Origin of the sequence: Pedobacter duraquae, assembly GCF_004362245.1 — a bacterium.
Classification (GTDB): Bacteria; Bacteroidota; Bacteroidia; order Sphingobacteriales; family Sphingobacteriaceae; genus Pedobacter; species Pedobacter duraquae.
The window spans coordinates 485,436-507,491 of the sequence record NZ_SNWM01000001.1 but is presented as its reverse complement, the minus strand read 5'-3'; the positions used below and the strand labels follow the sequence as shown (position 1 = coordinate 507,491).

Sequence of the window (22,056 nt, the reverse complement as noted above, 5' to 3'; positions counted from 1 at the left end):
AAGTTGCTACAGAATTCCTACATAATTGAGTTCTAGTTTTGATTTAAATATCAGATCATGAAAAAGATTATTGGAATTTCCTTGCTGTTTGCCACTAGCTTGAAGGGCTTTGCCCAAAATCGAGATACCACCACAAACCTGCCTGCAGATACCACTGCAAGATGGTATGCAGGAAAAGAAATTCCAAAAAAACAATTCAAAGTTGCTGCTTTCATCGTGCCTGTTGCCTTGATGGGCTATGGATTTGGCGCGGTTTACGACCATGGAGCCTTAAAACAACTCGATGTAAGCACCAAAGACGAGCTGCAGGAAGACCATCCACTTTTTGCCGCACATCTGGATGACTATATGCAGTTTGCACCTGCGGCAGCGGTTTATGCATTAAACCTGGCAGGGGTAAAAGGTAAACACAACCTGTTCGATGCCTCTATGCTGTACGTTACCTCAGGGCTGATCATGGGTGGATCAACCCATTTCACCAAAAGGTGGGTAGGCAGGGAGCGTCCGGATCATAGCGGCTATAACTCCTTTCCTTCGGGCCATACCGCTTCGGCTTTCATGGCTGCCGAATTTCTCCATCAGGAATATAAAGATGTTGATCCCTGGATCGGCTACGCCGGATATTTTGTGGCCACCGCTACCGGAACACTGCGGATGTATAATAACAAACACTGGTTTAGCGATGTAGTAGGCGGCGCAGGCTTTGGGATCGCCTCCACTAAGCTGGCCTACCTGGTTTATCCGTATATCAAGGAGCTGTTTATGTTTAAAAAACAAAGCAATTTTACCCTGATGCCTTTCCACGGGCAGGGAGGGAATGGCCTGATGTTATCCGGAAGGTTTTAAAGTAAGCGCTATGAGATACAAACGCATTTCTTTAACTATAATCCTCCTGATTTGTACTGCGCTGAGCGCTGTTGCACAGGAACCCATAAAAACCCTGGATGATTACCTGAAGCAGGCAAAAGCGGCCAGTCCGGTGTTCCGGGATTTCGAAAATCAACAGCGGGCGGCAGGTATTGATAGCCTTATTGCCAGAGCAAGTGCGCGACCACAGGTAACCGGCAGCAGTTCGGGCATGTATGCGCCGGTAATCCGTGGTTACGGCTATGATGAAGTAATCACTAACGGGCAGGCGTTGGATGTTCTACTCAATGTCAATTACGATCTGCTCAATAAAAAAAGAATCGATAACCAGCTGGCAGGCATCAAAATTCAGCGCGATTCGATCCGGTATGCCAATCAGCTATCCATTTATGATCTAAACAAAAACATTATAGACCAATACATTACCGCATTTGCCAGTCAGGATCAAGTCAACTTCAACCGGGAGCTCGTTGCCTTGCTGAAAAAAGAAGAAGGCCTGCTCAAATCCCTCACCCGAAGTAATATCTATAAACAATCAGAATACCTCACCTTTCTGGTAACCCTTCAGCAGCAGGAGTTAAGCCTTCAGCAGGCCGAACTGCAGTTTAAGAGCGATTATGCCATGCTGAATTACCTGGCTGGTGCAACAGATACCACCCGGGTAAAATTGGTGGAACCTCAATTACAAAACGAATTGCTGGTTGCCGAAAAAGCCTTCTTTAACAGGCGTTTTGATATCGATAGCCTGAAAACGATTAACCTGAGGCAGTCTATCGCACTCAACTATCAACCCAGACTCAGTGTTTATGGCAACAGTGGCTACAATTCGTCACTGATCTTCCAACCTTACCGGAATTTTGGTGCCAGCGTAGGTTTTACCTTTTCTGTTCCGATATATGACGGTCACCAAAAGAAAATGCAGTATAGTAAACTGGCACTCGCAGAAAATACCCTGTCCGGATACCGCAATTTTTTTAACCGGCAACATGCCCAGCAACTTAACTTGATCAGGCAGCAGATTGCACAGACCGATGCGCTGTATACTAAGATAAACGAACAGATTCGCTTTAGTAAGGGGCTGATTGATGTAGACAGCAAGCTGTTGCATACCGGAGACCTGCGGGTGGCCGACTATGTGCTGGCGATCAACAATTATTTGTCGGCCCAGAACCTGCTTAGACAAACCACTATAAACAAACTCAAACTGATCAACCAATTGAATTACTGGAACAGATGATGATGCATAACTTTACTAAATTTCTCTACGCCGGACTCGCTGTTTTAGAGATGCTTTCGGCCTGTACCAGCGCAGATCCAACGGCCGAACCCGATGCACCAGCGCCAACCACTCCGGTTACCATTACTACCGTGCGCGATAGCAGTTTATCAAACTATGTAGAACTTCCCGCAGTTTCGGCCTATCTCGAGCAAAGTTTTGTGAAGGCCAACATCAATGGCTACGTCCAGAAAACCGCTGCGCGAACAGGTCAGCAGGTGCAGCGCAACCAATTGTTGTTCTCGCTCATCACCAAAGAGGCCCGTTCCATCGGCAATACCATTAATCAACTCGATCCGGGATTTAAGTTCTCCGGCACCTCCAATATCAAGGCAGGGCAGGCGGGAGTCATTATGCAGGTTAACCATCAGAATGGGGATTACGTGCAGGACGGAGAGGCGTTGGCCACCATCAGCAATAGAAATAGCCTCGTGTTTTTGCTCGATCTTCCTTATGCGCTCAACCAGATCATCAAAAGTAATAAAACCCTTCAGGTGCTTTTGCCAGATGGCACCAGGCTGACAGGAATAATTTCAGGAACGATGCCTTTGGTAGATTCCCTGGCACAAACACAACGCTATATCATCCAGGTAAACAGCAAAACCGAAATCCCCCAGGGTTTAATTGGCAGGGTAAGGTTAACGCAGCAGCAACATGCCCAGGCACAGGTGCTTCCCAAGGCCGCAGTGCTGGCTAATGAAACAGAAGATTCCTTTTGGGTAATGAAACTAATCAATGATTCAACTGCCGTTAAAGTGTTGGTTAAGAAAGGTATCGAAAGTACTGGGGCGATTGAAGTTCTAGAACCGCGCTTTAGCAAAACAGACCGGATCATTTCCAGTGGAAATTATGGGCTGGCCGATACAGCGAAAGTCAAAATCCAGCGCTAGCCATGAAAAACTTTTTTATCACCCATAAAAATCCGGTACTGGCGGTGCTTGTCATTTTGCTGGTGGGCGGGGTCTATTCTTTCCAACAATTGAAGACCGGATTATTTCCCGAGATCACCTTTCCAAAGATCAAAATCATTGCTGAGGCAGAGCTGCAGCCTGTGGATAAGATGGTGGTTACCGTAACGCGACCCTTAGAAAACGCCGTCAAACAAGTGCCTGATCTGCAATTGGTGCGGAGCAAGACCAGTCGTGGTAGCTGTGAACTTTCTGCCTATATGAATCCCGGTTCGGATATGGACTTAAGTCAGCAGCGCATTGAAGCACAGATTGCCAAGATCTCAGCAACACTGCCTGCAGGGGTAAATATCACTGTCGAGAAAATGAACCCCTCCATTCTTCCCGTTAGCGGATATAGTCTGGAAAGTCACAATTATTCGCCCGCCGAACTTAAAAAAATAGCGACCTATACCGTCAAGCCATTCCTTTTCCAGGTTGATGGTGTTTCAGAAATCCGCGTTATTGGTGGCAAGAGCAAGGAATATTGGCTCAACCTGGACGCCCAGAAAATGCAGGCGCTAGGCATATCGCCCGATCAGATCTCTGCGGCTTTGGCGCAGACCAATTTCATCAAATCAAACGGGTACCTGGCCGATCATAACTTTCTGTATCTATCAGTCACAGATGCCACCGTAAAAACTAAAAACGATCTGGAAGAACTGGTGCTGGCCAGAAAAGGAAACAGAATTATAAGAGTTGCCGATATTGCCACGGTCAACATTCAGCAAAGTGTAGAATACACCCGCATTAATGCCAACGGGAAAGATGGAATCCTGATTGCTGTGATTAAACAACCCAATGCCAATCTGATTGATCTTTCAGGGGAGATATCAGCTAAAGTGGTGCAACTTAAAAAGATATTGCCTGCGGGAGTTTCCATCAAACCTTATTATGTGCAGGCAGATTTTGTAAATGAGTCGGTTAAAAGCGTGCGTGATAGCCTATTGGTAGGTTTGGCCCTGGCTATTGTTGTTGCGATACTTTTTTTACGGTCGATGAAGGCGAGTGCCACCATTCTGATCACGATTCCAATCACCTTATGCCTCACCGTTATTGTGTTGTATGGTATTGGCTATTCCTTGAACATCATGACGCTGGGCGCTATCGCAGCTGCTATCGGGCTGATTATCGATGATGCTATTGTGGTGGTAGAACAGATTCACCGAACCCATGAAGAACATCCCGAAGAGCCTACAGTAAGTTTGCTGAGTAAGGCCATTAGCTATCTTTTTCCTGCGATGTTGGGTTCATCCATCAGTACAATCGTGATATTTATTCCCTTTGTACTGATGACGGGCGTTGCTGGGTCCTATTTCCAGGTCATGACGAATACCATGATCATCACGCTGGTTTGTTCCTTCCTGGTTACCTGGATCGGCCTGCCGGTAATTTACCTGCTGCTTACAAAAAATGCTGCGGGTAACATGACAGGCAGATCCGAAACCTTCCACGAAGTGAAAAACCAGAACTGGGTACATTATTTTATTGAAAGACCCTATATCAGCTATATTTTTATGCTGTTGCTCAGTTTGTCTATTGTGCTTGCTTACCCGAGACTGGAGACTGGTTTCTTGCCGGAAATGGACGAAGGCAGTATTGTTTTGGACTACGCATCGCCGCCGGGCACCTCCCTGGAAGAAACAGACCGGATGCTGAAAGAAGTAGAAAAAGAAATTGTGAAGATTCCCGAAGTTGAGGCCTATTCTAGAAGAACGGGCACGCAGATGGGCTTTTTTATTACTGAACCCAATACCGGTGATTACCTGATCCAGCTGAAGCACAACAGAAGCAAGACCACCGATGAAGTTATAGCTGAGATCAGGGAACATATTGAAAATACCCAGCCCGCATTGGTTGTAGATTTTGGTCAGGTGATCGGGGATATGCTGGGCGATCTGATGAGCTCTACCCAACCTATTGAAGTTAAAATATTCGGGAACGATCAAAAAAAGCTACAGGTGCTTTCCAAACAAGTGGCGGCGCTGATTTCGAAAGTTCCGGGCACGGCCGATGTGTTTGACGGGATTGTATTGTCCGGGCCAACGGTAAATATCCAGCCCCGGTACGGGATACTGGCACAGTATGGGGTTACCCCGGCATCCTTCCAGGCTCAGCTGCAAACTGCGATGCAGGGTAGTGTAATAGGGGATATGTACGACAAACAACAGCTGTCGCCGATCCGGATGGTTTACCCTGGCAGCCGCAATTTTGGTGTGTCAGATATTGCTAACCTGAAGATTTTTCTTCCGGATGGTACTGCCATACCTATCCAGAACCTGGCTCAGGTAGATCTTCAGGCGGGAAGCGCAGAAGTTTCGCGAGAGAACCTGCAAACGATAGGCGCTGTTACCGCGCGACTCGATAAGCGGGATTTGGGTAGTGTGATGAAGGATATTCAGGCTACAGTGAATACAAAGGTGAATCTGCCTTCGGGCTATCACATCGAATATGGCGGTGCTTTCAGGGAGCAGAAACAGTCGTTTGCCGAACTGCTTACCATATTGATCGCTTCCAGTTTGTTGGTGTTTACGGTGATTCTATTTCTTTTTAAAGATTTCAAAATTGCCTTTCTGATTCTGCTGATCTCGGTATTAGGGATTTCTGGAAGTTATCTGGCCTTGATTTCAACCCATACGCCACTCAATGTTGGCAGTTATACGGGATTGATTATGATCGTCGGCATTATAGGAGAGAACGCTATTTTTACTTTCCTCCAGTTTAAAGAATCGTTGCTTACAAAGTCTGTAGATGAGGCTATTACTTATGCAATTTCTACTCGGTTAAGACCTAAACTGATGACTGCGCTGGGCGCGATTATTGCTTTGTTGCCGTTGGCCTTGGGCATTGGAGCAGGAGCACAGCTGCATCAGCCTTTGGCAATTGCTGTTATTGGCGGTTTTATTATTGCTTTGCCATTGCTGCTGGTTGTACTGCCAAGTCTGATCAGAAAGCTATATAGTGACTGGAGGATCTGAAAAATCTAGTGTCTTAGCGTGGTTGTTATGTGAATAATTTCGGGCCTGGCATCCTAAAAATATTTAGGAAATCGGAACTAAAGCATCTCGTCAAATTTATCCGCACTTTCTCCCATCCTGATCCGGATCTTCTTCGTACCTCGTTCGACAAAATTCGAATAAATCCCGAAAGAGGTGGGCTTAAGTTTATCAGTAAATTACCTTAATTATTTTAGGGTTGTAAATTTGATACCTAAAATAATCTGTATACAAATTATTTAGCGATTTTGGTGACTAACGGTACTGTCCACGTTCCATGAGCGTGTTGATATGCGTTTGTGTTTTGAGCAGCTGATCTTTCAGATCAATGATTTTATTTTTCTCGATGATCAGGCTTTTTAAGCGTTCAATTTCCAGATCGGCTTCCTGTTTGGACTGACTTTTCAGCGTTTTGATTAAAGCTTCATTCTCATACATTTCGAAGAAGTTGAACTTTAATTGTTCGCTGATTTTTAGGAGCAGCTCTGTTTCTATAGACTTACTGTTGAGGATAGTCTGTAGTTTGTTTTTGCTGATTTCCAGCGACTCAGCCAAAGTGGCAACAGAGGTCTGTTGCTGCTTCATTTCTTTCCAGATCATTAGGCCTATATGGATGCTCATTTTTTGATAGATAGTTTCGGGACGAAATTTATATAAACTTCTTCAGTAAGCACGAGTTTGATTGGTAATGATAATTAGATTAATTATTTATAAAGGTTTGTCTTTTTTAAAACGAGGTTAATCTGGTCAATAATCAGCTGTGGTTCGCTGGCCTGGATGATATGTCCGCTGTGCTCAGCCTTTACCAGCCAGCTGAGTAAGGAATACATGAATCAATACTTTCATCAACCAAAAACTAAATTTTACGAACCCAATTATTTTTATTTTCGAATGTATCATTTTATTTGGAATTATTCTAAATAATATCATTCTTTGTAATAAGGCTGTTCAATGCATCAACAGCATCGATACTAAACCAGGATTCTATGTGTAAACCTACAGTAATCAGTCGCGAGGGAGATATTTGTGTTACCCACTGCGTTAATTGTAAAATTGTGAACGTATGGAACAGAAGCGTTTTGATGACCTTCTCTGTTGAGCAGTTCCATGCTTTTATCAATGCAACAAGACAGCTTGAATTTGATGATTACATCGAATATCATCCGGATGGTACAGAGATCGTGGTATTAGCTTCGCCCTTTCCGGATATCAGTTTGTGTTTTACGCGGGTAGAGTGGCATGAATTTTTTTCAGCATTGAGTCAGGCTGCGTATATGCAGCAGATTTACAAGATGGTGCATCACTAACCCTTCGGGTTACTGTTTTATTGTTGTTCGTCGGCCACGAAATATGTGTTGGCCCCTTCTTCAAAAACAATATAAACGCGTTTCCAGGGCTCATCGTTGATGAGTTTCCATTTATGTCCGGTACCTGTGGTGTCGGTGGCAACTAATACATCCCCGGGATGCAGCGTAAATGTTGCTCCGTTTTTGGTTTCAAATTCAAGAATTCCCGATAGGGTGATAACGTATTGTGTAAAAGGGGCGGTATGCCAGTCGTAAGTAGATTGCGCTGCAGTTTCTTTGAATAGCGTGCGATCCGCTTGTAACAATGCGCCTTCGCTGATACTTCCGTGGGTAAAATGAGAATTTCCGTCGGCTCCGGTATAAAGATGAATGGCTCTGATCATGGGTGGTAAAGGTAGTATTTATATTAATTATCCTTTTCTGTGTAATGGTCTATTAGTTTTTTAAGTAATGGGTTCAGGATAAATCCTGTGGGAATTGAGATCAAACATCCGGAGATAAAATCGGGTCTCCAAAGGGTGAAGAACTCCCTGTCTATTGCATGGTGTGTGCATAAAATCCCGAAGCTCAATATCGCGGTAGTACAAATAGAAACCAGAATTATGAATACGATGTCGGCCTGTTTTTTTGAAAGTTTCATCGTTAGGATTTGTTAGGTTCAATAATGGGGTTTACTAAAATCAGACCTAAAATTAACTTGTTTAATTTGAGTTGATTAGCGGATTTTTATTGGTTAATTCTTGACGATATTTCGTGTATTTACCGAGGTTTTTGACGGGTTTAGGTGGTTTGCTTATGATACTATAGTTTACGCGGTGCAAGGTAGCGAAGGTGTTTTTAGGGCAACAAACGGGGAGGAATAAAATAATTGCTACATTTAGCTATGTTTGAGGCGGGCATCCTATGGTAGACTACAGCAATTATACTGATCCTGATTTAACCGGACTTTTAAAAGCCGGTGATCAGCATGCTTTTGCTGAAATCTATAACCGCTATAAATTCATTTTACACAACCACGCCTGGAACAAACTTAAGAATAGGGAAGAGGCCAGGGACTTGATTCAGGAAGTGTTTTCGACGATTTGGGATAAGCGTGAGACGCTGCAGATTGGACATAACCTTTCCGGATATTTGTACAGCTGTGTGCATAACCAGTTTTTAAATAAGGTTGTACACCAATCGGTTAAAAACAAGTACATCGATTCTATTAAACAGTTTGCCGAACATGGGGTGATTCAAACTGATCATCGGGTTAGGGGAATATGTTAAAGGAAATTATTGACAGGGAGATTGATGCACTGCCGCCACGGATGAAACAGGTTTTTATTTTGAGCAGGAGGCAACACTTGAGTCATAAAGAGATTGCGGAGCTGATGAATACCACTGAGCAGACGGTGAAGAAGCAAATGGTTTATGCGTTGAAGATCTTGAGGAAGAGATTGGGGTTGGTGTTGTTTTTATGTGTGTGTTGGATTTATCCGAATATTTAGGGGATTTGACATTAACAAATGTGATCAGTAAGGAGATGTAGTTCATTTCCCGTCGAGACCAAAAAGCCTTTCAACTAACACGGCGAGCTTTTAATATTTCATAGCTATAATAGAGGGCTATTTAGTACTATTAATTAAAGTTAATTCATCCCAAGGGACTACAATAAAGTTATATTCTGCAGCACCTACTAATTCCTTTACTAAAAAAGAGAATTCCCAGCAAAGCCTGTCAAACGTCTCCTTGTATTCAAAGGTTACAAAAAAATTGTTTAAATTGTAATGTCGCGTATTTGCTTCTTTAAATGCGAATTCTTGAATGGCCTTTCTGGAAAGAAACATCTTTGTACTTCCCGCCCCATGTCTTGGCCAATTAAGCTTTAGTATTTGACCATAATCGTCTAAATGAAGTGTTATATTATAACGATTTATGCCTACTGAAGTATCTTTCAGATAAAAATTCAGTTCATACTTCGGGACAACCGAATGTCTTTTATGTGGATCACCATCTTTAAGATAGGAGATAACATCAACAATTTGAGCATTCACGAAATGAATAGAATCTTTTAAACCCCAAAAAGATTCATCCATTAGTATTTTAACTTCCTTTTGTATGCTAGAGGGTAGTTTATTAAAAGATAACACTGTTTTGGAAGCGTCCTGATAAGTATAAGCAGTCCAATCCTCTTCATGAACAATCATCTTTTCCTGACTAACCGCAGAAAACCAAAAGATCGTTATTAACAATGCTATTAGATAAAATTGTTTCATTGTTTAAAGATATAAATCCGAAATTAATGGAACTAAATTTTATGTTTCGTTTTAATCACTTTTGATTGTTAAAGAACGATGAAAAGTACTCATGTCATAGCTGAAAATGTGTTATTTAATTCTTAACTCGTTTATTGTAAGTATACGTTTAACTTTATGTGAAATAAATTCAATTTTTTGAATTATTCCCTAAAAAAAGTGCGATTTTGGGTTTTAATATGAATATATTGCTTTGTAAATAGGTGGTCGATTGTGCTAATTCAAAGTATGGTCCGATTTGTAATATCTCAACGTATTTGGAAACAAGTCTGCCATCAAGATATTACATGGAAGTAGTAAGCTAATGGTGATGCAATTCTTGAAGTGGCACCTTCTTTTGTTTCTCCGGTAATGCTCTTTAATCTTGCCAGTCAAATGCCTCAAAATAAATAAGTTAAATATGCTTAGCAAATCGTTCTACAGTTTTATAATTTTTCCGTTCCTGCTTATATCTATTTGTCATTCTTTGTCAGCTCAAACCCCTTTGAAAATCAGTGGCAGATTTCTGAATGACCCCGGGGTAAAACAAATCAAAATAGGCATCTTGAACGCCCAGACGAAAGAATTCTTGCTTGGAACCGCTCAGGTTGAGCGCATGAATTTTACATTTGATGCGAAGGCGACCGGAATGGAAACTTATTTCTTGAAGTACAATGAAAATATGATTTATTTCGATTTGGGACCCGGGATTGCAGATATTATCCTTAAGGACAGTACACTCAAAATAGTTACTATCCAGGGAAATAAGGGGTATGATGACATGAATGCATTTCGTACCCAACTTCGAGCTGATAGTAATTTCACAAATAACAGGAGAGATCGAGCAAGACTTGATAGTTACCGTCGTGCTAAATTAATTGATTCTGCAGTCTTGAAACAAAAGGAAAATGCTTTCGCAGCTTCCGAGCTAAAAGGGATGAATACGCAATTAGGTTATACTGTGGAATGGATTAAAACACACCCATATTCTTTTATTAATAGTAAAATTTTATTTGAGATTATTCAAACTGCTCCAGAGATCATCATAAAAGACACTTTTAAACAATTACCAGATTCGCTTAAGAAAGATAGCTGGGCAAGACTGACGGAATACTGGATAGATAGTCTCTCTACCGGAGGAAAATTCCCTGAAACGAATTTTCATGATCGCAATAATAAGATCTTAAGCGTAAATAGCCTACTAAAAAAAGGAAAATATACTTTGGTTGATTTTTGGGCAAGCTGGTGCGTACCCTGTAGACAAGAGATGCCACTGCTTGCTTCAGTGTATAGCAAGTATAGTAAAAATAAATTTCAATTTATCAGCGTTTCGCTCGATCAGGATAGAAATGCGTGGTTGGAAGCTATTAAAACAGATAAATTAAAATGGACGCAACTCGCAGGAGAATATAAGCAGGTTTTAGCCAAATTCTTAATACCTTCTATTCCGTCAAATCTTTTGCTCGACGCCAACGGTAAAATTGTAGCTAGAAATATCTCTGCTGAAAAGTTAGACATATTATTGAATGCTGAACTTAAAAGCTTGAATTAGAGCAAATAGTTATTGCTTCCTCAAATCTTCTACTTCCTGAAAGATTATGAATAATGAAGTCTTGATTATGACAGCTAAAACGAGGTTTTCTACTAATATTTTTAACGACAAGTAATTTTAAATAGCCTGTCAATTAAAAGCGCCGAATTTCTAATTCTAACCATCAATCTATTAGAAATTGGGTAGCGTTGTTATAATTGGTTTTCACCAGATTCATTAAATTAAAGCTTTTGTTAAACAAGAAATATGGACAGCACATTTTTTACAGAACTGCAGCAGACCCATGTAAACGCATGGAATGAAAAAGATTCAGCGAAGCGGATTGAACTACTCAAAAAGATCTACAAAGATGAGATCAGGATGTACGATAAAGACTTTATTTTTGAAGGCTTGAACGCTGTTTCTGATTTTATAGGAAAGCTTATTGCTGAGGATCCTGCTTATCATTTTGCCGCGGCCAAGCCTATTGAGCCACTTCAGAACAGCGCAAGATTTTATGGCAACATTCAAACGAGTGGTGGTTTGCTGAATAGTATGGACTTTTTCCTTTTTGAAAGTGGAAAGGTAGCGCATTTATATGCCTATCTGGAGCCCGCGGTGTAGGCGATGGTCGTAACCAACTAAACGTGCGTCACTTCACTTGGACTTTTTCCAAACTCTTTCTTAAAAGCGAATGAGAAGTGCGATAAATCCTCAAAACCAACTTCCAGGTATACTTCACTAGGTTTTAGATGCTGCCTGGAAATTTGGAAATAGGCCTCATCCAGTCTTTTTTTCTTGAGCCATTCGCCTGGTGTAGTGCCAAAGGTTTTCATGAAATCTCTTTTGAAAGAAGATAAGCTTCTGCCGGTTAAATAGGCAAAACGTTCCAGGCTTACGTTGAACCGGAAATTGCGGTTCATGTAAACTTCGAGATCCATTTTATGGGTGATGCCAAAATTGAAGAAGATATTGGCCAGGTCTGGTTGAGACTTTAGCAAAATCAGTAATAATTCCTCTCTTTTGATATTGGCAAAGGTTTCATCCAATTGCAAGTCGCCAGTATAATATGGCGCAAGCGACTGAATGTAGTTCTTGATGAATGTATTTTCCGGAATTAATAGAAAGGCATCCTGATCTTTAGATGCTTCGGCATGGTAGGGATGCCTTTCTAGAAACTGCTTTAAAAAAGCTTCATCAAACGTGATGATTATTTTTTCGAAGTCACCGTTGTCCTTAAACTTTGTATAGCGTACCAAGTGGTTTTTCCGCGCTAAGCAATAATCCCCAGGCTGTAGTTCGTAGTGTTTATTTCCATCGTAACCCTTCATAGACCCTTTAAGCAGATACAAAAAGTAATGTTCCTGAATGAGTAGTTCAGGGGAAATTGCGGGGCCTAAGTGGCAGGACTGTATATTGTTAACTTTCAATCTTCTTTAAGCTAAGTTTTTAGTAAAGATAAGGAAACCAATTTACTGTAAACTATCAACACTTGCTAATTTCGCTTCTTCTTTACTTCTGGGTTGCCAGTGTAATAGCGTTCTGGCTTTGAGGTTAGACATTTGCTTGTAAAATGTAGCTGGAGTAGGTTGCATATGGGCAATGTTTTGTGAAATATCGGGACGTTCTTTTCTAATCAGTTCAGCGACATCGTAAAAGCTCATTACACCATCAGCATTGGCCAAAAATCGTTCGCCAGCTGCTGCTGGGTCGGTCATTGCTTTGATGTGGAGATCGGCTACATCGCGTACATCTACCACGCCCATTGTGAATTCGCCACTTTGATTTGTAGTTCCGTTTAAGATTCCAGTGATCGCAATGTCTAATGAAGCAGATGTGATGCCGCCTAGTGATGGTCCGAAAATTCCGACAGGATTGATCACGGTTAATTTTAAACCTTTACCTTCATTGGCAACATAATCCCAGGCTGCTTTTTCTGCAACGGTTTTTGATTTGATGTAGGCTGGAAGGGGTGTATTGACATCGGACCAGTCCTCTTCTGTAAAAACGTGTCCATCTATATTTCTACTGTAACCGACTGCTGCAAAGGAGGAGGTTAACACCACTCTTTTTACGCCTGCATTTTTTGCTGCTTTTAAAACGCGCAAAGCACCATCACGAGCGGGGATGATCAGATCATCCTCATTTGTAGGTTGTGTTGCCGGGAATGGCGATGCGATGTGCAGCACATAGTCGCAATCTTTAACCGCTTCCTCCCAACCTTTGTCGGCAGTAAGTTCCGCTTCAAAGAAGGAGAGCTTAGTGAAATCGGTAATGCCACCTGCTGTAAGTGCAGCAGTGATTGTTTCTTTTTTGGTTAAAGATCTGAGTGTAGTGTTTACTTCGTAGCCTTTTTCTAATAATTGCAAGATAGTGTGTATGCCTACAAATCCGGTGCCGCCGGTAACTAATACTTTTTGATTGTTCATCTGATGTAGATTAAATTTATGATTCAAAATTCGTCAATTGAAAAAGTATTTGTTTTGCTGTGAAGTTCAATTTTTGTTTGTTGTGGGGGTCGATTCTAACGATAATGAACGGCTAATGGTAAAGATTTTTAAAAAAATGCTTTACACTACTTCACAGTAAACTGATATACGCCCGAATCGGATTTATTTCCCTTGCTGTCTTTTGTCACGACTTTCCATACATAAGCGGTTCCAGGGACAACTGATAAGTCGGCCAGGAAGGAATTTGTTTCATTTGCTTTTACTAGAACAGGGCTGGTTGTTCCGACGTACACATCGTAACCGACGATGTCGCCCTCTACATCACTGCCTCTCCATTCTAGTCTCACTTTGCCTGAGGTTGCGGTAACAGTCTCTGCCATTACAGGAGATATAATTTCTGCAGGAAAGGGCGCATACGTAATCGCTCCGGGACCTGCATTGTAGAATTTCCATACGTCGCTTTTCGTGCTTTCAGTATTCGATTTGGAGGTTATAAACCAGGAGTACGGGGTATTTCTAGCCAGGGTCACTTCAAGTTCAACGGCAGTTGCGACTTTTGTTACGGACTCATTTGTAAGCAGATTTTTGAGCGTGAGCTCATAGCTCGTTGTGTTTTCAGCGACAGCCCATTTGAATACAATTTTACTTTCAGTTTCGGATACCACAGTACCGCTTGTGCACACGTCATTTTGTGCTGGAAAAGATAATGAAGATTTGCCAGGAACCGGAGTAACTACCACCGGTGGTGGAACTACGGGCTCCGGTGTTCCTTCATTTCCTTTTCCACAGGCTATCAATAACGTGGCTATAAAAATAGATGCTAATTGCTTTTTCATTTTTTAATTATTTTAAGATAAGACTCGGTCTTCTGTCCCGTTATTTTCAGGCTATAGATACCACTGTTCAAATCTGATAAGGCAAGTTGTATGATGCCTGATTCATTACGGTGTTTTCCAGTGTACACCAGCTTTCCGTTTAAGTCACGTATTTCAATGAGCACTGGAACTGTATCACCTGTAGACACGCTAATGTTATTTTCAAATGGGTTTGGAAAGGCTATAAGTTTGGTGAATACCTGTACCGTTTTTGTAACTGGTCCCTGACAAATTTTGTCTGAAGAAAGCGTAATTTCATTCTTTCCAGTTTGAAGTGGCAGTGTTACTTCCTGTTGTGTAGTCTCATAGATCTTGCCATTTAAATTAATAAAGTAGTGACTGGCACCTGATAAACTCAACTTGACCTGTTGATTGTCGTTACTTATTGATGAGTACAATTGAAGGTCTTTGGGTTCTTCAATTACCACATCAAAACATTGCTTGTAATCTGGCTGTCCGGCAACCGTAATGCATACGGAATACGTGCCAGCAGCAAGATCACTGACGCTAAGCACATCAGAAAATGTTAATGCGGAACTTCTTTGGCTACCTTCAATTGCCGCTGTATAATTACCTGCAGTTACGGCAGTAATTTTTAATGCGCCGTTAGCACTACCTTTGCATGCCGCAGCGCCAATTTGAAGTTTGAAGTTGTTTGCTGGGAGACCAAATATTACCGTAACAGGTATTTCGTTTGATGGTACTTTAAGCCCTGGTACTACAATGCTAGCCTGATAAGATCCGGATTGTGTTACCGTTATGGATGCCTGTGTCTGGCCACTTATTTCAGTCCCATCCTTATACCAAGCGTATGTAAAATCTGATCCCGTATTTGTTGAAAGCAAGACGCTGCCGCCTGTTCCGAATTTAGTAGATCCGCTGGCAGTGATTACAGGTTGTGGAAGCACGGTCAGTCCTGCCAGTGAAGCAGTTCCGCCAGGGGTGGTTACGGATATAGCGCCAGTACCAGGTGTTGACGTGATGGCAGTTATTGTTTCTGGCCCTTCAACCTTGAAAGATACGGCATCTGTTACGCCAAGCTTAACCTGTGAAGCTCCATTTAAATAAGCCCCGTTTATGGTGACCGTTGATCCAACAGTAGTGAACTGTGGTGTGAAGCTGGTAATCACTGGGAGGGGAATTACCACAACACTAATTTTGTTAGATGGAACTTTAAGCCCTGGAGCTACAATGCTGGCCTGATAAGATCCGGATTGTGTTACAGTTAAGGATGCTTGTGTTTGGCCGCTTATTTCAGTCCCATCCTTATACCATACGTATGTAAAATCTGATCCCGTATTTGCAGAAAGTACTACACTTCCACCATTTGCAAATGTTGTCGGTCCTGCGGCAGCGATTACTGGTTCTGGAAGTAATGTCAATCCGTTCAAGAAAGATGTTCCGCCAGCTGTTACAACCGTTATGCCCGCTGAGCCTGTCCCATTAACTACGGCGGTGATCGTCTGCGCATCGTCGATCGTAAAAGATTTAACATTCACAGACCCGAATTTAACTGAGGTTGTGCCGTTCAGGTTGGTTCCTTTGATTACTATCGTTGCACCGGAAAGTGCGAACTTAGGATTGAAGTCTGTTATAACAGGGGCTGGGATGAATGTAAATCCGTCTTTTGTAGCTACGCCACCAGTGGTTGTAACTGTAATAAGCCCAGATTCTCCTTCACCTACCATAGCCTTGATCTCTGTAGGGGAAATAACCTCAAATGACGCTGCTGGTTGCGTACCAAACAGTACTGAACTGGTCTTGGAGAAATTAGTGCCTGAAATTGTTACGACATCTCCTTTTGCAGCGTTTGCCGGTGAAAAGGATGTTATGGTAGGGGTGATGTTGAAGCCATTGTGGTAAATAGAAAACTTACTCTGATTCTCGCCTGCTACCAGGAGATCGGGCTTTCCATCTCCATTGACGTCTGCTGCAAGCAATTTATTAATCTGCATAAATGCTCCCGGATAGTCGAGTGGAATACTTGCAAGCTCTCCACTGGTAATCCAGTTTGGCCCATATTCTGTGGGTTTATTTAAGTATGCCAAAGCAGCTTTTGAATTTGCATACAGCAGGTCTGGTGTACCATCACCATTTAAATCAATAATAGACGGGAACTTAACCAGCGACTGGGTAATAAGATAGGCCCCAAATTTGAACGAAATGTTATTAGCGTTATCATATAAAGAATTGTTGTATAAGATAGAAGCACCGCCGATGTAAAAAGGGGGGATATTTATCAATATATCTAGTTTATCATCCGCATCAAAATCTTCAATTACTGTATTTTCAACCCTAGTGTAACCGAGATCCAGGTTGGCATTTGATAAGAATGAGAATGTGCCCGGAGTTGAAAGGTTCCTAGCTACAAATTGTTTGTAGTCAGATTCAATGTTTACCGCATCGGGCTTGCCATCTCCGCTGAAGTCTGAAAATGCTATTGGCGGTTGACCGGAAGATCTTCCAATAGCTAAATTTGTGCTTGGGGCAAATGATAGCGTATTGGTAGTAAGATCAGAGGTGTTTCTGTAAATTGCCGTTGTATTCAAATTGACCAGATCAGCTTTACCATCTTTGTCAAGATCGATTATATCAATATTTTCAAATGGACCTGAATTGACATTGTCTACAAAATGATTGGTGAAAGATATCTTTCCTGGTGTCGACGTATTTTGAAGAATGAGTACTCCAGATGAATTATTAAAGCAAAAATCAATCTTACCATCACCTGTTAAATCACCAGCAGCAAAGCAATTTACCGCTCTGTCCTGAACAACTACTTTTTCAAAATAGTTCTCATCGCTGATCAGACCAGGCCCCTTTGAACGGTATACCAATAACTGATTTGAGGTGGTTACGATGATGTCATTTTGCCCGTCACCATCAACGTCGGCTGTTTTTATAAGGCCTAACTGACCATCAACATTGAAGTCAACTTTCTTAGCGAATTGCTGACTAAGATCTGCATTGAAAGCAGCTGATGTTATACGGAATTTGATGGGCGAGATGCCAGTAAGGTGAGTATCGGTATTGATAACGCTAATGGGCAGAAAACTGCCGCCGGCAGGAACAATCGCTGTTAATGTTGTCGCCGATGCCGATTTGACGGTCGCTTTCAGCGAACCGAAATACACCAGGTTCTTGCTGATGTCCACATTAAAGTTGTTTCCAGAGATGGTGATTAGCGTTTCTGGTGGTCCTGAGCGTGGTGTAATTGTCGTAATGGATGGCGGCGTATCGTACAGGAAACCGCTGAAGATGCCTGTTCCGGCTGTGGATGTGACAGCGATTAGCCCCGATTTTCGTGATAGCGGCGTTGCCGTGATTACTGTAGGAGAAACGACTGTAAATGCTGTAGCGGGTTCATCATCAAATTTGACTGAAGTGATGTTATTGAAGTTTTGTCCAGTAATAGTTACGGTTGACGTACCGGGTGCACCATTCCACTTGTAGGCTGTTATCACTGGTTTTGGAATGAAAGTGAAACCCGCTAGCTCGGCAGTGCCATTTATAGCTGTGAGGGTAACGGCACCTGATTTGACTTCGCCGAGCTTAACTTTAAGCACCTGCGAGGTGGAGGTTCCATATTGCACGATTGGCACCGTGACGCCACCAACTTTAATCTCTGAAACTACAAAAACGTCACTGTATTTGATGCTGAGGGTATCGCCTTCAATGGCAGTGGTGGGCGAGAAAGCACTAATTACCGGTTGGCGCAGCCATGTCAACCCTGATTTTGTGCCAGTGCCATTAGGGGTTACAACTGTCACAACTCCTGACTCCTGATTTTCAAGTTCGGCTCTGATTTCAAAGGATGAAACCACTGTGAAAGACTTTACAGGTACTCCGCCAACTGTCACTGCTGTTGCACCGGTCAAATTCAACCCATTAATAACCATTGTATTTCCATTCCATGCAGCAAGGGGTGAAAAGGCATTGATAATGGGAGGAGGAATGTATGTAAACCCTTGAAGTGATCGTGTATCTCTGGAAGTTCTTACGCTAACATATGATAAGCCTGTAGTATATCCACCACCATCAGCCATAACTGCTGTAATAGTGGTGGGAGAAACCACGGTGAATGAAGCCGATTGGATGCCAGCCAACTCTACACTGCGAATGTCAGTGAAATTTGTTCCTGTGATCGTAACGATATCCCCAGCTTTCGCTGATTTCGGTGAAAAGTCAGTGACTGTCAATCCATCGTAAATAAAGCCGGTCTTCACCGCTGTACCTGCTACGGTATTGACTTCAATGTTTCCGCTCCCCGGTAAGTTAATTGGAATATATGCAGTTATTGAGTTTGCGGTGCTTGCAAAGAAGGACGCCGGAAGACCGGCGATTTTTACGCTATTTACACCGATAAAGTTGGTTCCGGTAATTACAATCTGCCCACCATAATTTTGTGATGTGGGACTGAAGCTTGCAATTGTAGGCGGCGAGACAAAAGTGAAGCCTGTGCGTTGGCTAGTCCCCAGGGGCGTTGTTACAGCCACAGCTCCTGATGTACCTCCTGCTACTATTGCCGCTATTGATACTGGAGAAACGACGTTGAAAGATTTCGCAGGTGTGCCTCCGAATGTGACCGCTGTGGCGTTAGTAAAATTCTGTCCGCTGATCATGACAGTTCCATCTGTACCTGCATTTGTCGTGAAACTCGTTACTAATGGCCCCGAATGAGAGAATCCTGATTTTACACCGCTTCCTAAGGCAGTTTTAACAAGAATACTACCACTTTGTCCGTCACCAACAGTTGCACTGATCTGGTTATCGGATAATACAGTAAATGCTGTAGCCGGCACGCCGCCAAAGGCTACACCCGTAGCACCGGTAAACCTGATGCCGTTAATTAGTACAGTGCTTCCGGTGTTGGCGGATGCCGGAGTAAATATGCCTACGACTGGTGCCTTGTGTGTGAATCCAATTCCATAGACTTTCCCGCCAATGGTTGATACCGAAAGATTATCACTGCCTGACTCTGGGACAACTGCCTTGACTGTTGTATTTGATATTGTGGTGAATGATGACGCAAGAACATCCCCAAAATAAACAGCGGTTGTTGTGCTGAGATTGTCGCCGGTAATCGTGACTTCATCTCCTACGGCCGCGGTTGTGGGAGTAAATGAACTTATGCTTGGGAAGGGGATAAAAGTGAAGCCTGGTAAAGTTGCTGTTCCACCGGGCGTAACCACTACCACATCGCCCGAAGCACCTGAAGAGACCTGAGCCTGAATCTGAAATCCATAGCTTGTATATTGATAGCACCTGACGCCGCCAAAGTATACTTCTGTCGCATTGGCGAGGTTTTCTCCTGTAATGATGACTGAACGGAAATTCAGACCTGCTGTTACGGGTGTAAATGAGGTAATCACCGGAAGTGGGATAAAAGTAAATCCATATTGGATAGCTGTTCCAGCTGGTGTAGTCACTTCTATGGTAGTGCCAATTGATGCAGGCGCTACAACAGCCGTGATCCGTGTTTCATTAACTATAGTGAAAGAAGTAGCTGCTTTACCTCCAATACGCACACTTGTTGTATTTAGAAAGTTGTTGCCGTCGATGGTTACAGTACTTCCCGTTTTTCCTTGCTGAGTTATTGCCTGTATAAGGGGTTGCTGAAAGGCTTTGAAATTCGGCGAGGTTGTGAAGCCTGTGCTATTGATTACAGAAATGCCTGATCCTGAGTTGTATGTTGGTACGGTTGCTTCCAGTTCGGTATCTGACTTTACCGTAAATTGAGCCTCGGTATTACCTATACGCACGGAAAGAGTTGTTGAAAACTGCGTTCCAGTTACTGTGACTTTATCACCTGGATAACCATTTGCAGCGCTTAGCGCCGTGATTGTGGGTTCTGTAATCACCGATAAAGAGCCTGCTGTGGCCGTTCCATGTGGATTGCTTAAAGAGAGATTTCCGCTAGCAAGCCCCACAGGAATCTGAATGGTCAGACTTTCGCTTGTAATTAATGTAAAAGGCACTGCCGTGTTACCAATTTTAACTTCAGTTATCCCCGAAAGATTAGTGCCCGTAACTGTCACAGTTTCGTATTTAGCAGCAGCCTTCGGCGTAAAATCGGCGATAGTTGGCGGTGTAGGGGGGATGTTGACACCTATGCGTAGTATGGTTTCTGCCAGCCCGGTGGCGTTAGCTGCGGTAACCACGTAGTCTTTCGCCTCGGATATGACGGTTGGCGTTCCGCTAATCAGACCTGAATTACTTAGTGATAAACCGGCGGGTAGTGCCGGACGGATATCATATCCTACGGTCTTGATGACCTTGATATGAAAGTAATCTACTACGTAAATATCCCCATTTGGATTAACTGTCAAATACGAAGGATAACTCCAGCCTGCTATTGCCCCTGGGCCCTCCATGTCGGATTTGCCCGTAGTGCCAGATAAAATCTTTCCTTTTCCATCGGGAGAATATATATAGATCAGTGCTCCTGAACTTAAGTAAAGATTGTCGTTTTTATCCAGGGTTATATATATGCTTGCTTGAAAGAAGATGTCACCTGGAGTACCGGCTCCTGCAAAGATTGTTGAGGTACCGTCGGGTTTAACTTTGAACACTTTTCCCGTAATCCGATTGTCTGCTATAAAAATGTTTCCTTTAGAGTCTATGCTCATGCTGGATACCTGATCTATACTCCAGGATCCTGGAATTTGAGTCTTGACACCGGTGGTTGTCATTTTCTGTAACTTACCTTTTTCAATGAAGTACATCACATCATTGGAGTCCATTACGATTGGACCTGGAGATCCTAATGAACTGGCTATTGTAGTTACAACACCATTTGGAGTTACCTTCCTGATCCTGCTATTGTCGCCATCTCCAAAATCATAGTCTGTAACATATAAGTCGCCATTTTTGCTAACTGCTATACCGACAATGGATTTGAATTTGGCTGTTTTCGCGTCGCCATCTAGATTTCCGAAAGTAGTTCCGGTTAATAATTTGACGTTGCCCTGAAGATCAATAGAGAAAATGCGCTGATTATTCTCTGTAAAATACATGATTCCGGAAGGTGCTGTAGTAAGCAATTTGAAATTGGTTCCTCCATAATAACCTGGTGTGTAGTTGCTAACAGGGAATGCTTTTGTGTAGCTGTACAACTCTTGAGGAACGGAACCACCTGAATTTTGAATCTGGATGGGTGTAATAGCTGTACCCTGGGTGAAAATTTGCGGTGTAGACACACTAATGTTTGGTAGTTGAAGCTGGCCAAACGAGGGACTCACTGCGAAACACAGCAAGGCACATAACAAAGAAGAAAATTTCATTGAAGTATCGGAATAGAGCGTTAGGTTAGAGAACAAAATTTAGTTCACTAATATAGTGAAAATATTGGAATGCCTGGATCAGGCTGTCAATTTTACTAATGTCATCTAATGAGATAGGTGTTTTTCTAGGCAAAGAATCAGCGATATCTACAAGGTCTTCATTTTGATTAAAAGATGCAATTTTCGATTCGCTAATTGCAAATATTAGTTTAGGCGGTTTATCTGATTTGCCCTTTTTGCAGGTAAAT

The 22,056-nt window shown here is 42.5% G+C and carries 18 protein-coding genes; 9 read left to right on the top strand and 9 right to left on the bottom strand.

Going from position 1 to position 22,056, the window contains the following annotated elements; translation table 11 throughout:
- The first annotated feature begins 57 nt into the window (after positions 1-57).
- Genes CLV32_RS02330 through CLV32_RS02315 form a run of 4 tightly spaced genes read left to right on the top strand, consistent with a single transcriptional unit; the run spans position 58 to position 6,068 of the window.
- Positions 58-846 carry a phosphatase PAP2 family protein gene (locus CLV32_RS02330; RefSeq protein ID WP_133551982.1) on the top strand — a complete coding sequence of 263 codons (789 nt, stop codon included), beginning with the start codon at positions 58-60 and terminating at the stop codon, positions 844-846.
- Positions 847-856: 10 nt separating this feature from the next.
- Positions 857-2,104: a TolC family protein gene (locus tag CLV32_RS02325; protein WP_133551980.1), complete on the top strand. Its 1,248-nt coding sequence runs from the start codon at positions 857-859 to the stop codon at positions 2,102-2,104.
- Positions 2,101-3,033 carry an efflux RND transporter periplasmic adaptor subunit gene (locus CLV32_RS02320; protein ID WP_133551978.1) on the top strand — a complete coding sequence of 311 codons (933 nt, stop codon included), beginning with the start codon at positions 2,101-2,103 and terminating at the stop codon, positions 3,031-3,033. The genes CLV32_RS02325 and CLV32_RS02320 overlap by 4 nt, the downstream gene beginning before the upstream one ends.
- Positions 3,034-3,035: 2 nt before the next feature.
- A complete protein-coding gene (locus CLV32_RS02315) occupies positions 3,036-6,068 on the top strand; it encodes an efflux RND transporter permease subunit (protein ID WP_133551976.1) in 3,033 nt (1,010 codons plus the stop codon).
- A gap of 273 nt (positions 6,069-6,341) precedes the next feature.
- On the opposite strand, the gene CLV32_RS02310 is transcribed toward CLV32_RS02315, so the two are convergent.
- Positions 6,342-6,707 (bottom strand): hypothetical protein, encoded by a 366-nt coding sequence (locus CLV32_RS02310; RefSeq protein WP_133551974.1) that lies wholly within the window; start codon positions 6,705-6,707, stop codon positions 6,342-6,344.
- An 83-nt stretch (positions 6,708-6,790) separates the two neighbouring features.
- Positions 6,791-6,916 carry a hypothetical protein gene (locus CLV32_RS23405; RefSeq protein ID WP_262711499.1) on the bottom strand — a complete coding sequence of 42 codons (126 nt, stop codon included), beginning with the start codon at positions 6,914-6,916 and terminating at the stop codon, positions 6,791-6,793.
- A 156-nt stretch (positions 6,917-7,072) separates the two neighbouring features.
- Between CLV32_RS23405 and CLV32_RS02305 the strand changes: the two genes are divergently transcribed.
- Entirely contained in the window at positions 7,073-7,393 is a 321-nt protein-coding gene (locus tag CLV32_RS02305; RefSeq protein WP_133551972.1) for a hypothetical protein, read from the top strand.
- Positions 7,394-7,410: 17 nt separating this feature from the next.
- Here the strand turns inward: CLV32_RS02305 and CLV32_RS02300 are convergent, their stop codons facing one another.
- Both CLV32_RS02300 and CLV32_RS02295 read right to left on the bottom strand, forming a co-directional pair.
- Positions 7,411-7,776, bottom strand: a complete 366-nt coding sequence (locus CLV32_RS02300) for a cupin domain-containing protein (RefSeq protein ID WP_133551970.1) — start codon at positions 7,774-7,776, stop codon at positions 7,411-7,413.
- A 23-nt stretch (positions 7,777-7,799) separates the two neighbouring features.
- A complete protein-coding gene (locus tag CLV32_RS02295) occupies positions 7,800-8,033 on the bottom strand; it encodes a DUF2798 domain-containing protein (protein ID WP_133551968.1) in 234 nt (77 codons plus the stop codon).
- 263 nt (positions 8,034-8,296) lie between these two features.
- On the opposite strand from CLV32_RS02295, the gene CLV32_RS23295 reads away from it, so the two are divergent.
- Positions 8,297-8,662, top strand: coding sequence for an RNA polymerase sigma factor (locus CLV32_RS23295; RefSeq protein ID WP_243732220.1), 366 nt, complete (start codon positions 8,297-8,299; stop codon positions 8,660-8,662).
- On the top strand, positions 8,656-8,883 hold the full coding sequence (locus CLV32_RS23290; RefSeq protein WP_243732219.1) for a sigma factor-like helix-turn-helix DNA-binding protein: 228 nt from the start codon (positions 8,656-8,658) through the stop codon (positions 8,881-8,883). The genes CLV32_RS23295 and CLV32_RS23290 overlap by 7 nt, the downstream gene beginning before the upstream one ends.
- 117 nt (positions 8,884-9,000) lie before the next feature.
- Here the strand turns inward: CLV32_RS23290 and CLV32_RS02285 are convergent, their stop codons facing one another.
- Entirely contained in the window at positions 9,001-9,651 is a 651-nt protein-coding gene (locus tag CLV32_RS02285; protein ID WP_133551966.1) for a hypothetical protein, read from the bottom strand.
- Between the two features lie 505 nt (positions 9,652-10,156).
- On the opposite strand from CLV32_RS02285, the gene CLV32_RS02280 reads away from it, so the two are divergent.
- Both CLV32_RS02280 and CLV32_RS02275 read left to right on the top strand, forming a co-directional pair.
- Positions 10,157-11,221 (top strand): TlpA family protein disulfide reductase, encoded by a 1,065-nt coding sequence (locus CLV32_RS02280; protein WP_166641860.1) that lies wholly within the window; start codon positions 10,157-10,159, stop codon positions 11,219-11,221.
- 246 nt (positions 11,222-11,467) lie between these two features.
- Positions 11,468-11,824, top strand: coding sequence for a nuclear transport factor 2 family protein (locus CLV32_RS02275; protein ID WP_133551962.1), 357 nt, complete (start codon positions 11,468-11,470; stop codon positions 11,822-11,824).
- A gap of 17 nt (positions 11,825-11,841) precedes the next feature.
- On the opposite strand, the gene CLV32_RS02270 is transcribed toward CLV32_RS02275, so the two are convergent.
- The 4 genes from CLV32_RS02270 to CLV32_RS02255 form a co-directional block, all read right to left on the bottom strand.
- The gene (locus tag CLV32_RS02270; RefSeq protein ID WP_133551960.1) at positions 11,842-12,630 is read right to left on the bottom strand and encodes a helix-turn-helix domain-containing protein; all 789 of its coding nucleotides are present in this window, start codon (positions 12,628-12,630) and stop codon (positions 11,842-11,844) included.
- 42 nt (positions 12,631-12,672) lie between these two features.
- Entirely contained in the window at positions 12,673-13,629 is a 957-nt protein-coding gene (locus tag CLV32_RS02265) for an SDR family oxidoreductase (RefSeq protein ID WP_133551958.1), read from the bottom strand.
- Between the two features lie 146 nt (positions 13,630-13,775).
- Positions 13,776-14,486 (bottom strand): hypothetical protein, encoded by a 711-nt coding sequence (locus tag CLV32_RS02260; RefSeq protein ID WP_133551956.1) that lies wholly within the window; start codon positions 14,484-14,486, stop codon positions 13,776-13,778.
- Entirely contained in the window at positions 14,483-21,808 is a 7,326-nt protein-coding gene (locus CLV32_RS02255; RefSeq protein WP_133551954.1) for an IPT/TIG domain-containing protein, read from the bottom strand. The genes CLV32_RS02260 and CLV32_RS02255 overlap by 4 nt, the downstream gene beginning before the upstream one ends.
- Positions 21,809-22,056: the final 248 nt, after the last annotated feature.

What these genes read in the sequence shown, in the direction of transcription:
- CLV32_RS02330 (WP_133551982.1), top strand. Translation starts at nt 58, where the DNA reads ATGAAAAAGATTATTGGAATTTCCTTGCTGTTTGCCACTAGCTTGAAG.
- CLV32_RS02325 (WP_133551980.1), top strand. Translation starts at nt 857, where the DNA reads ATGAGATACAAACGCATTTCTTTAACTATAATCCTCCTGATTTGTACT.
- CLV32_RS02320 (WP_133551978.1), top strand. Translation starts at nt 2,101, where the DNA reads ATGATGATGCATAACTTTACTAAATTTCTCTACGCCGGACTCGCTGTT.
- CLV32_RS02315 (WP_133551976.1), top strand. Translation starts at nt 3,036, where the DNA reads ATGAAAAACTTTTTTATCACCCATAAAAATCCGGTACTGGCGGTGCTT.
- CLV32_RS02310 (WP_133551974.1), bottom strand. Translation starts at nt 6,707, where the DNA reads ATGAGCATCCATATAGGCCTAATGATCTGGAAAGAAATGAAGCAGCAA.
- CLV32_RS23405 (WP_262711499.1), bottom strand. Translation starts at nt 6,916, where the DNA reads ATGTATTCCTTACTCAGCTGGCTGGTAAAGGCTGAGCACAGCGGACAT.
- CLV32_RS02305 (WP_133551972.1), top strand. Translation starts at nt 7,073, where the DNA reads ATGTGTAAACCTACAGTAATCAGTCGCGAGGGAGATATTTGTGTTACC.
- CLV32_RS02300 (WP_133551970.1), bottom strand. Translation starts at nt 7,776, where the DNA reads ATGATCAGAGCCATTCATCTTTATACCGGAGCCGACGGAAATTCTCAT.
- CLV32_RS02295 (WP_133551968.1), bottom strand. Translation starts at nt 8,033, where the DNA reads ATGAAACTTTCAAAAAAACAGGCCGACATCGTATTCATAATTCTGGTT.
- CLV32_RS23295 (WP_243732220.1), top strand. Translation starts at nt 8,297, where the DNA reads ATGGTAGACTACAGCAATTATACTGATCCTGATTTAACCGGACTTTTA.
- CLV32_RS23290 (WP_243732219.1), top strand. Translation starts at nt 8,656, where the DNA reads ATGTTAAAGGAAATTATTGACAGGGAGATTGATGCACTGCCGCCACGG.
- CLV32_RS02285 (WP_133551966.1), bottom strand. Translation starts at nt 9,651, where the DNA reads ATGAAACAATTTTATCTAATAGCATTGTTAATAACGATCTTTTGGTTT.
- CLV32_RS02275 (WP_133551962.1), top strand. Translation starts at nt 11,468, where the DNA reads ATGGACAGCACATTTTTTACAGAACTGCAGCAGACCCATGTAAACGCA.
- CLV32_RS02265 (WP_133551958.1), bottom strand. Translation starts at nt 13,629, where the DNA reads ATGAACAATCAAAAAGTATTAGTTACCGGCGGCACCGGATTTGTAGGC.
- CLV32_RS02260 (WP_133551956.1), bottom strand. Translation starts at nt 14,486, where the DNA reads ATGAAAAAGCAATTAGCATCTATTTTTATAGCCACGTTATTGATAGCC.
- CLV32_RS02255 (WP_133551954.1), bottom strand. Translation starts at nt 21,808, where the DNA reads ATGAAATTTTCTTCTTTGTTATGTGCCTTGCTGTGTTTCGCAGTGAGT.